Origin of the sequence: Streptomyces sp. NPDC015532, assembly GCF_043078065.1 — a bacterium.
GTDB lineage: Bacteria > Actinomycetota > Actinomycetes > Streptomycetales > Streptomycetaceae > Streptomyces.
Map to the genome: position 1 here is coordinate 580,211 of NZ_JBIBSY010000002.1, position 9,928 is coordinate 590,138.

The 9,928-nt window shown below is 70.4% G+C and carries 9 protein-coding genes; 2 read left to right on the forward strand and 7 right to left on the reverse strand.

Features of this window, described 5'->3' with window-relative positions:
* Nucleotides 1–287: 287 nt before the first annotated feature.
* Nucleotides 288–1,391: a phosphatidylinositol-specific phospholipase C domain-containing protein gene (locus tag ACF07B_RS09145; RefSeq protein ID WP_392178378.1), complete on the forward strand. Its 1,104-nt coding sequence runs from the start codon at nt 288–290 to the stop codon at nt 1,389–1,391.
* A gap of 218 nt (nt 1,392–1,609) precedes the next feature.
* Here the strand turns inward: ACF07B_RS09145 and ACF07B_RS09150 are convergent, their stop codons facing one another.
* The 6 genes from ACF07B_RS09150 to ACF07B_RS09175 form a co-directional block, all read right to left on the reverse strand.
* Complete coding sequence (locus ACF07B_RS09150) at nt 1,610–2,149, reverse strand: GNAT family N-acetyltransferase (protein ID WP_392178379.1); 540 nt, start codon at nt 2,147–2,149, stop codon at nt 1,610–1,612.
* A 270-nt stretch (nt 2,150–2,419) separates the two neighbouring features.
* On the reverse strand, nt 2,420–2,737 hold the full coding sequence (locus ACF07B_RS09155) for an SCO5918 family protein (RefSeq protein WP_369481653.1): 318 nt from the start codon (nt 2,735–2,737) through the stop codon (nt 2,420–2,422).
* A gap of 92 nt (nt 2,738–2,829) precedes the next feature.
* Complete coding sequence (locus ACF07B_RS09160) at nt 2,830–3,138, reverse strand: CBS domain-containing protein (RefSeq protein WP_392178380.1); 309 nt, start codon at nt 3,136–3,138, stop codon at nt 2,830–2,832.
* A gap of 202 nt (nt 3,139–3,340) precedes the next feature.
* On the reverse strand, nt 3,341–4,843 hold the full coding sequence (locus ACF07B_RS09165; RefSeq protein WP_392178381.1) for a DEAD/DEAH box helicase: 1,503 nt from the start codon (nt 4,841–4,843) through the stop codon (nt 3,341–3,343).
* A gap of 471 nt (nt 4,844–5,314) precedes the next feature.
* Entirely contained in the window at nt 5,315–5,518 is a 204-nt protein-coding gene (locus ACF07B_RS09170) for a cold-shock protein (protein ID WP_362403354.1), read from the reverse strand.
* Nucleotides 5,519–5,994: 476 nt separating this feature from the next.
* Nucleotides 5,995–6,372, reverse strand: coding sequence for a hypothetical protein (locus ACF07B_RS09175; RefSeq protein ID WP_392178382.1), 378 nt, complete (start codon nt 6,370–6,372; stop codon nt 5,995–5,997).
* A 215-nt stretch (nt 6,373–6,587) separates the two neighbouring features.
* On the opposite strand from ACF07B_RS09175, the gene ACF07B_RS09180 reads away from it, so the two are divergent.
* Nucleotides 6,588–7,568, forward strand: a complete 981-nt coding sequence (locus ACF07B_RS09180) for a threonine/serine dehydratase (RefSeq protein WP_392178383.1) — start codon at nt 6,588–6,590, stop codon at nt 7,566–7,568.
* 138 nt (nt 7,569–7,706) lie between these two features.
* Here ACF07B_RS09180 and ACF07B_RS09185 read toward each other — a convergent pair whose 3' ends face one another.
* Nucleotides 7,707–9,368: a glycoside hydrolase family 76 protein gene (locus ACF07B_RS09185; protein ID WP_392178747.1), complete on the reverse strand. Its 1,662-nt coding sequence runs from the start codon at nt 9,366–9,368 to the stop codon at nt 7,707–7,709.
* Nucleotides 9,369–9,928 lie beyond the last annotated feature (560 nt).

A 9,928-nucleotide genomic window follows, 5' to 3' on the forward strand; every position in this document is an offset into this window, starting at 1 on the left:
CTCCCGTGTCACCGCCCAGGCCGACGGCCGCCATTCGCCGGGAAGCGGAAAACGCCAGGAGACCGTGCTCCCGCACACGGTCAGCGCCCGGCTGGGTTCGGGAGCTTCGGGTCTGTCGCGGACCGCCCGCCCACCCGCGAGGAGCACCGGCATCCGGCGTCTGGAAAAGATCGGCCGAAATCGTAGCTGACAGCAGGAATCCCCATCGCGTTACGTGTCATGTCTCCGTCGATCAATGCAGAGCCGTCACCGTCCGGACGGAGAGTCACCCCCACGATGAAGGAGCCGTGAACGGTTCGATGAACCGCCGTAGATCTTCCTTCCGCCCGCTCACCGCGCCGCGTACAGCGCTGGTGGGCATGCTGAGTCTGTTCCTGGCGTTCGGCGCCGCCGGAGCCGGAGGCGCCACCGCTTCCGCCGCGGACACGAACTCCTTACAGCTGTCCGGCACCACCACGTCCGGAATCCACAACACCTACGACCCCAGCTCGTTCACCTACCTCGCGCAGGGTCTCGACACCGGCACCTCGATGATCGAACTGGACGTCTGGGACGACTTCTTCACCCAGGAGTGGAAGGTCAGCCACAGCAGCCTGACCAGCAATGGCAACAACTGCGTCAACGCATCCACGGCCGCCGACCTGTACACCGGCGGCACCAACAAGAACCTGGAGAGCTGCCTGGACGACGTCCGGGTATGGCTCGGCGCGCACCCCGGCCATGGGCCGCTGATCATCAAGCTGGAGATGAAGGCCGGCTTCCAGGCCAACCTCGGAATGAGCCCTGCCAAGCTGGACCGGTCGATCACCGCACACCTGGGCGGCCTGGTCTACAAGCCGAACGACCTGCTGAACAAGCCCGGCGGTGGCCAGTACGCCACCCTGGACGACGCGGCCAAGGCCGGCAACTGGCCGACCCGGGCGCAGTTGGCGGGCAAGGTGCTGCTGGAGATCATCCCCGGCACGGTCGAGGAGAACAACCCGACCGACACCCTGTGGACGGACCGGGAGTACGCGACCTACCTGCGCAACCTGCACACCGCGGGCACCACCGCGCAGGCGAACATCTTCCCGTCGGTGCACAACGCCGCGTCGGGCGACCCGCGCGGCCGCTACTCCGACACGTCGCTGCGTCCCTGGTTCGTGGCCTTCGACGGGGACGCGGCCGCCTACATCGGCAGCGGCATCGACACGAGTTGGTACGACACCAACCACTACCTGCTGTTCATGACGGACTCGCAGAACGTGTCACCGGCTCTCGACGACGTCAGCCCGTCGGCGTCCGACGCGTCGGCACGCGTCGCGCTGCTGGCCAAGGCGCATGCCACGGTCGCGTCGAACGACTGGCGGGGCCTGCCGGACGTGCAGTCACTCGTCCTGCCACGCGGCTGATCCAGGGCTGATCCACGTCTGATCCACGGTTCTGCCGCCACATCGCCGCGCGCTCAGCCCGCCGGGTGCCCCGGCCGGTCGGAAACACCGGTCGGGGCACCCGGTTTGACGGTTGCCCCGAAGCGGGAGGTGACGCCCGGCACGCGCGCGGGCACGTCACGGTTGCGGGCCGCTCACGCATGGATCGGCGGGTACTCCCCGGCGGTCGTGTCGCACACTCAAGCGGCCGGTGTGGCCGGGGACCGCATGCCGAGCCACTGCTCGGCGCCCCAGGCCTCGAACCGCTCCACCTCGACGAACCCCAGCTTCGCCGCGAGGCGCATCGAGCGGACGTTGGCGGTCTGGGTGGTGAGCACCACCGGCTCGCCGGGAAGCGCGTCGGTGAGCCAGCCGAGCGCCGCCGCGCACGCCTCGGCGGCGTACCCGGATCCCCACGCCCGCGGCAGGAACATGTAGCCGAGGTCGGCCTTCCCCGCGGCGGCCGGGCGACGGTCCTTCTCGGCTCTCCTGAGCAGGATCTGGCCGATCATCGCCCCGTCGAGGTCAACGACGAAGCTCCCGGGCCACCGCTCGGGCACCCCGGACATCTCGCGTTCGAGCTCGTCGCGCGGCCGGGGGCCGCCGAGGTAGGTGTGCACCTGCGGCGAGGCGAGCAGCTCGACGAACGCCGCACGGTCCCGGAGCGTGGGCTCGCGCAGCACGAGCCGCTCGGTCCTGATCGGCTCGGGCGGCCACGCCACGGATCCGAGATCTTCCATCCGCGCACGCTAACAGGTGGCCGAAGAGCCCGAAGGGAGGAACACCCGTAGCCGGCGTGCGACGAGGTGACATCGCCGCTTGCGGCACGGCACATGACCAAGTCGGCGAAGGGCAGAGCCACTTGGGCCAGGGGACCGAGGTCCTGCCTGCTCCCGGTCTCGTTCTCGCGATCGGGGGACCGGAGCCGGTCCGCTCCGAACACGAGGTAACGCCCGCCTACAGCCGCCCGGTTAGCCGGGTCTTGCCCGGGCCGGGTTCGTGACGGTCTCTCAGTTGTGAGCGGGGAGGTGGTCGCCGCCGAGCAGTTCGGAGGCGGCCTGGAGCGGGCTGAGAGCCGCCGGAGGCGTGACCGGCTGCGGAGTGCGGCAGGTGAAGCCGAGGCGGGCCATGGCCCGGGTCACTTCCCCGCTCGTGAAATCGCGGCGGTCCTGACGGGTGATGACCTCGCCGACCTGCTTCACGGGATAGTGGCAGCGACCGATGATCACGGACTCGCCCGTGATCGGCTCGGGCTTGATCCCCTTCATCGAGGCCAGCACTCCACTCTTGGAGAGGTCGAACGGGAAGCGGGCGATGACGCAGCGCATGGTGCCTCACAGGTAGCGGGGGAACGGGCCGGTTGGGGGGAGGTGATGAGGCGCCGGGAACGGGCGGAACGTTCGAGGAGCCGGGTCGAGGGTCAGACCAGCGCGTCCGGGTCGCGACGGAGACGGATGACATCGCGTACGCGGAGCCGGTCCGTGTACGACGACCCGTCGCGGACTGCGGTGAGCTGGGCCTCGGTGACCGAGTCCGTGCACTGGTCGTCCGCGTCGATGACGAGGAGGAACCCGACACGGGCGCCCGCCATGACCGACAGGGCCACCTCGACGGTCATGTCAGCCCGTACCCGCGGCCCGGAGGCGTCCGCGTGTTCCGCGACGACGGTGGGAACGACGACGGTGGGGACGGTTCCCTCGGAACACGGCTGCATCCGAACGAGCGGCAAAGGTGGCTCCTGCTGGGTGAGTGCGGCGGGACCTGCGGCGACCGGCCGACGGCAGCGTTTCTCGGAAACGGGCCGCCGGCGTCATGCATCGGAACAGGGCTTTGTTCGTCGGTTCCCGGTCGCCCACGAAGGGCGGCCGGGAACCGGTGTGCCGAGGTCGGCGCGGCGCTCGGACGGTGGTCCGGGCGCCGCGGCCTCCGCGCTAGTGCTGGGTGGTGGTGCGGTGCGCGGCGGTACCGGTGGACCGGCCCTGGCCGGAGCGGCCACGCCGGCCCCGGGAGGAGGCGGAAGCGGCACGGCGCGGACGCTCCGTGACCGGCGCGCGGATGACGACGGGCACGCCCGAGGGCGCCTGGGCGCCGGTGATGCGGCTCAGCTCCGCTTCGCCTGAACGCACCTGACTGGTCTGCGGGGTGATGCCCGCGGCGGCCATCAGCCGAGTCATCTCGCGGCGCTGGTTCGGCATCACCAGGGTCACGACGCTTCCGGACTCACCGGCACGGGCCGTACGGCCGCCGCGGTGAAGGTAGTCCTTGGGGTCGGTCGGCGGGTCGACGTTGACCACGAGGTCCAGTTGGTCGACGTGGATGCCGCGCGCCGCGACGTTGGTCGCCACCAGAACCGTCACGTGCCCGGTCTTGAACTGGGCCAGGGTCCGGGTGCGCTGCGGCTGGGACTTGCCGCCGTGCAGGGAAGCGGCACGGACGCCGCTGTTCAGCAGGTGCTCGGTCAGCCGGTCCACCGCGTGCTTGGTGTCCAGGAACATGATCACCCGGCCGTCGCGTGCGGCGATCTCGGTGGTCGTGCGGCTCTTGTCCGCCGCGTGCACGTGGAGGACGTGGTGCTCCATCGTCGTGACCGCGCCCGCGGACGGGTCGACCGAGTGGACGACCGGGTCGGTCAGGTAGCGGCGGACCAGGAGATCGACGTTGCGGTCCAGGGTGGCGGAGAAGAGCATCCGCTGCCCCTCCGGACGCACCTGGTCGAGCAGTGCGGTGACCTGCGGCATGAAGCCCATGTCTGCCATCTGGTCGGCCTCGTCGAGGACGGTGATGGCGACCTGGTTCAGCCGGCAGTCGCCGCGTTCGATGAGGTCCTTTAGCCTGCCGGGAGTCGCGACGACGACTTCCGCCCCGCCGCGCAGGGCACCGGCCTGCCGTCCGATCGACATCCCGCCGACCACGGTGGCCATCCGCAGCCGCACGGAGCGGGCGTACGGGGTGAGCGCGTCGGTGACCTGCTGGGCCAGTTCCCGGGTGGGTACGAGGACCAGGGCCAGGGGCTGGCGGGGCTCGGCGCGCTGCCCGGCGGTACGGGCCAGCAGCGCGAGACCGAAGGCGAGGGTCTTTCCGGAACCGGTGCGGCCCCGACCGAGTACGTCACGGCCCGCGAGGGAGTTCGGCAGGGTCGCCCCCTGGATCGGGAAGGGGACGGACACGCCTTCGTGGCCGAGCGCCGCGAGCAGCGGCGCCGGCAGGGCGAGATCGGCGAAGTCCTCCACGGCCGGCAGGGCGGGGGTGATCGTCTCCGGCAGGGCGAACTCGCCCTGGGGCGCGGCCGATTGACGTCCGTAGCTCTTCGGCCTACCGGAAGAGCCGGAACGGCCGCCGGTGGGAGCGGCCCCGAAGCGGCTGCCGCCCCTTCTGGGGCCGCCGCCCTCGGTGCGCGTACGGGAGAAACGATCGTTCGAACGTGTGCGGTTCATGCGGAACCTTCCTTGACCTGGCGCGTATCAAGGAATTCCCGCAGCCGATGAGCAGCGCAGAGAATCGCGAGAACGAGCCGAACGAAATTCGGCACCGAATCGTAGGACCGATGCAGAATTCTCATGGGATGTCCTGCCGGAGCGGCAGCCATCCCGAAAGACAGGGGAAATGCGGAGTGATACGAAATGCCGTTCGTACGCGGACCTGGAATGAGGTCGGTAAGCCCGAGGTGGGCTTGGAGCGGGAACGGGCCGGGCGCTGACCGGAAGCGCGTGGGACGCGGAACCGGGATCGGTACGGCGGGCGGGAGGTCGACCGGGGCCCGAGTGGACCCTGGAACCTCACGGGCGCGGCGGCGGGGCAAAACTCACCGCAGACTGCCGGGACGCCCTTGACCGTGCACCGGAAACGCGGCGAGCTGGGGCCCGCACCCCAAGGTGCGGGCCCCAGCTGCGCCGTGCATGCGTGTGTCAGACGGAAACGATGTTCTCCGCCGTCGGGCCCTTCTGGCCCTGCGCGATGTCGAAGGAGACCTTCTGGCCTTCCTGGAGCTCACGGAAGCCGGAGCTGGCGATGTTCGAGTAGTGGGCGAAGACGTCGGCGCCGCCGCCGTCCTGCTCGATGAAGCCGAAGCCCTTTTCCGCGTTGAACCACTTCACGGTGCCAGTAGCCATGTCAATTCTCCTTTGGGACGGTGCTCGGGATCCGCATTGTGCGGATTCCGCGTCGCCGTGATGATTGCCCCGCCGGAAATGACCGGATACACAGAAGAACACCACCCTGCAAGAACAGGGTGGATGCTCACAAGTTTTTGGGAACCACAACTGCAACTGATCTCGACAGTAGCACGGCGCGGCCGATTGTGCCCTGTCAGCTATTTCACTCCGCCTGCCGATCAAGAAATCCTCATCGCGTGTGGAGTCGATTTCTCACCTGGCCGCCATAGATATTGGTTCACCGGCGTCACAGCGTCTCTGTTCCGGGATCGCGCGGTGGAGGTCGGGAAATCAGGCGAAAGTCGAGTCCGCGGACCGGGCCGCGGACCACGCGGACGCGGACGGCTCCTGGCCGCCGGCCGTAGGACCAAAGGGGCCCAGGGGTCCGCCGAGGCCGGACGTCCGACCCACAGCCGGCCGCGAACGTTCCGGCGTCATTCGATCCACCGCGCCGCGGCCTCGTAAGTGGTGGCTGGGCCGCTGTTGAAAGCGATGGCCGCATCGGGCGCGTGCCGCCGCACCAGGTTGACCACTCGCTCAAGGAGTTCGACCTGATCGTCCGAGTGCCGCAGGCCACCACCGACGGTGACGCACTCCCATGGATGCGCTCGCAGCGCCGCCGTGACGACGGTGTCCACGTCGTCGCGTCCGTCGAGGCCGATGAGACAGGTCTCCACGCCCACACCGTGTTCGGCGAACTTGGCCATGCCCGCCTCGATCGCTTTGGCCACCGGCTCGGGATCCCACGGCCCGGGAACCCGGTACGGATCCAGCCCGATGACGAGGACGCGAGGGGAAACAGGGGTGTCCATGCCCGGACGATACGCGTCGAAGGATCCGCGGAAGCCGGAGACTGGAGGAGTTCGGGCGGGAAGCGGCCAGGCCGGCCCGACCGGTGGTTGCCGACATCACCCGACCGATCGCGCTCTGACCGCCCGGCGCCCTCGGGCGCCTGGTGGCTGAGGAGGCCTGAACTGCCCTGTTGATCCGCGGGACAGGAAGGTCGGTCGCGCTACGCTTCCGCGTCGTGGAGACGACACGCCTCGACCTCGCTCGGATCCGGGCGGCCCGCCGGATGATCGACCCGGTTTTCCTCGACACTCCTCTGTACCGCTGCGAGGCGCTGGAACCCGGCCTCGGATGCGCCGTGAGCATCAAGCTCGAAACGGCGAACCCGGTACGCAGCTTCAAGGCCCGCGGCACCGAGGTGGTCGCGAGTCAGCTCGCCGAGGACGGCTCGCGCGACGTGGTGTGCGCCAGTGCGGGGAATCTCGGCCAGGCCCTCGCCTGGTCCGGTCGCGGCCGGGGACTCGCGGTGACGGTCGTGGCGTCACGCTCCGCGACGGTGGCCAAGCTCGACCGCATCCGCGCGCTGGACGCCCGGCTGGAGCTGGTGGACGGCGATCACGAGGCGGCTCGCGAGCGGGCTGCGGCCATCGCGCGCCGGGAGGGCATCCGGCTGGTCGAGGACAGCCTGGACATCGAGACCTGCGAGGGCGCGGCGACCATCGGCCTGGAACTGGTGGACGCCACACCGTCGTTCGACACCGTCCTGATCGCTCTGGGTGGCGGGGCGCTGGCCACCGGCGTGGGTCATGTGCTGAAGGCCATGGCGCCCGAGGTCGAGGTGATCTGCGTCCAGCCGCTGGGCGCCCCGGCGATGACACGCTCGTGGCGCGAGCGGCGGGTCGTCACGACTGACTCGACCAGCACGATCGCCGACGGCGTAGCCGGCCGGTATCCCATCCCGGCCGTCCTGGACGACCTCCTCCTGGTCGCCGACGACGCCGTTCTGGTCCAGGAGGCGTCGATCATCGCCGGTATGCGGATGCTCCTCGACCACGCGGGCCTCGTCGTCGAACCGTCGGCCGCGCTCGGTGTCGCGGCGGTCCTCGAAGACCGCGACCGGTTCGCGGGCCGGCACGTGGTCACCATCGTGTGCGGCAGCAACGTCGACGTGGACGCCTATCACCGCTGGATCGCCGCGGCTCCCGTCCACCGGTCCTGACCATCACTCCCCTGGCTCGGTCACGTGGCGGTGGATCACGTCGGGCGGCAGATGAGCCCCGTACGGAACCACGCGGTCTTGGGCTCCGGCCCAAGAGGGAACCGCCGCGCCGCCGGGCCGCCGGACATCGCGCGGCCCTCAACTTGTCTGCCTCGGCGCGCCGTTGCTGTCCCCCTGCGGTCCTGCGCAGGCCGTGAGCGCTCCGAGAGCGCCGGCCTGAGTGCGCCAGTCGGTCTGGTTGGGGAGGGTGCCGGCCCAGCGTTCGCCGAGGGCGTTGAGGGAGCTGCGGTCCCGGGCCCACAACGTGTCCGCCTGCTTCTGGAGATAGCTCTGGTAGGGGCTGGACCTCGTCGCCTTCGCGAGGTCGGCGAGGTTGCGGACGAAGATGCCCTTGAACTGTTTCTGGTTGTCGTCGCACGACGCCGGGCCGACGTCGCAGGACTCGGTGAGCACTCCGTCGCGGGTCAGCGCCGGACTGCCGACGGCGGCGTCGGCCAGGGTCCGCGCGGTGGCGAGCAGTGCGGCGTCCCCGGTCGACTTCCACAGTTCGGTGAAAGCGCCGATGGCCAGCCCCTGGTTGTAACTCCACACGGTGCCGCCGTTGTTGGCGCAGGCGGAGGTCAGCCCGTCGTTCACCAGCCCGGAGGAGTTGATCATCCCGCTCGTCCTGTACCAGGCGGCGGCGGTTCTGGCTCGCTGGAGCCACACCGTGTCACCCGGGATGCGCTGGTGCAGCGCGGTGGTCAGCCAGAGGTACTGACCGTTCGTGACGGCGTTCTTGTAGGTGCGTTCCCGGTCCCACCACACGCCGCCTCCGCAGGTGCCGGGGTCCCAGTACTGCTGGACGTAGCCGGAGATGGTGACGGCCTCGTCGAGATAGCGGGAGTCGCCGGTGTAGTCGTACGCGTCGATCCAGGCGATGGCCCACCAGGCCGAGTCGTCGACGGAGCGGCTGATGAAGTGGCCCTCGATCGCGTCCGAACCGCGCACGCCGGCGGCGAAGGCACCCTTGTTCCGGTCGTAGGTGCGCGCGACGGCCCAGTCGTAGTCGTGCGTGCCGGTGGTCCTGGCGAAGTCGACGAGCGAGGTGAGTGTGGCGGCGGAGTTCCACCAACTGCTCGGCCACCAGCCGTTGTAGGGGTCGTACGACGACATGAGCGCGTCCGCCGCGGCGCGTGTCCGGGTCGGCACGGGCCTGGCCCACACGGTGCAGCCGCCCTGCTGGTGGCCGGCCTCGCGGCCGCACGCGCGGACCGCACCACCGTAGAGGAGTCCGCGCGGATCGCGGGTCGCGTACATCGTCGTACGGGTGCCGGTGGCTCCCTGCGGGACGGCGGTGCGGCCGAGGGAGGAGCCGTCCGGCCAGGTCGAGCCGCCGTCCCAGGAACGGTCCAGCCAGATTTCGTCACCGCCGGCACCGGAGTCGACGCTGGCCCAGGCCATGGAGTTCTTCTGGTCGACGTGCAGCCGGATCGTACGGCCGTAGAGCGTGGTGGACGGCACCGGCTGGTCGTCGCCGGACGCCTGGCCGGCGTCGGTGCGGTCGCAGAATGTGTCGCAGACGGTGGGGTAGACCCAGTCCGTGCACCCGACGGCGGCGGCGTCGCCGCAGGCCCGGACCAGCCCGCGTCGGTGGTTGCGGGGATCGGTGATGTTGTACATCAGCGTCCTGGTGCCGGTCCAGGTGCCCGGGACGGCGGCCTTGCCGAGCAGCCCGTCCCAGGTGGCACCGCCGTCCCAGGATCGGTCGAGCCACACCGAGTCGCCCGTCACCCCGCCGTCGATGCTGGCCCACGCCATGTCGTCCGCGTCGGAGACGTGCAGTTCGAGGCGACGGCCGTTGAGTGCCTTGGCCGGCACCGGAAAGCTCTCCTGCCGCGCCAGCGAGGGGTCCAGCGTGTCGCAGGCCAGCACGCACACCTGGGTGGCGGCGGCCGCGGGCGTCGCGGCCGGGAGGACGGCCGCGCACGCGAGAACGGCCGCCGACAGGAATCGCAGGAACCGTGGTCCGACAACGATGTCGGCGCTGCGTGAGGACACCGGGACTCGCCTCGATTCCACGATGGGGGATGCCGGGCGGCGGGCGTGGCCGGGGCCGACGGCCCTGTGGCGAGCCGAGCGGGCGGCGGTCGAGCCTGGTCCGTACCTTGTTTCGCAGTGAACCGGCTTGACGCATCCCTGTCAATGTCACCGACGAGGGTTTCCCGTAGGGCAGTGCACGGTGTCGGTGACGACGACCGGTTGGATCCAGGGTGCCGAGCGCACGGGGGGGGGGCCCCCGGGGGGGGGGGGGCCCCCGCGCGGGGGGGGGGGGGGGGGGGGGGGGGGCGGGGGGTCGGGGGGGGGGGGGGGGCGGCCGC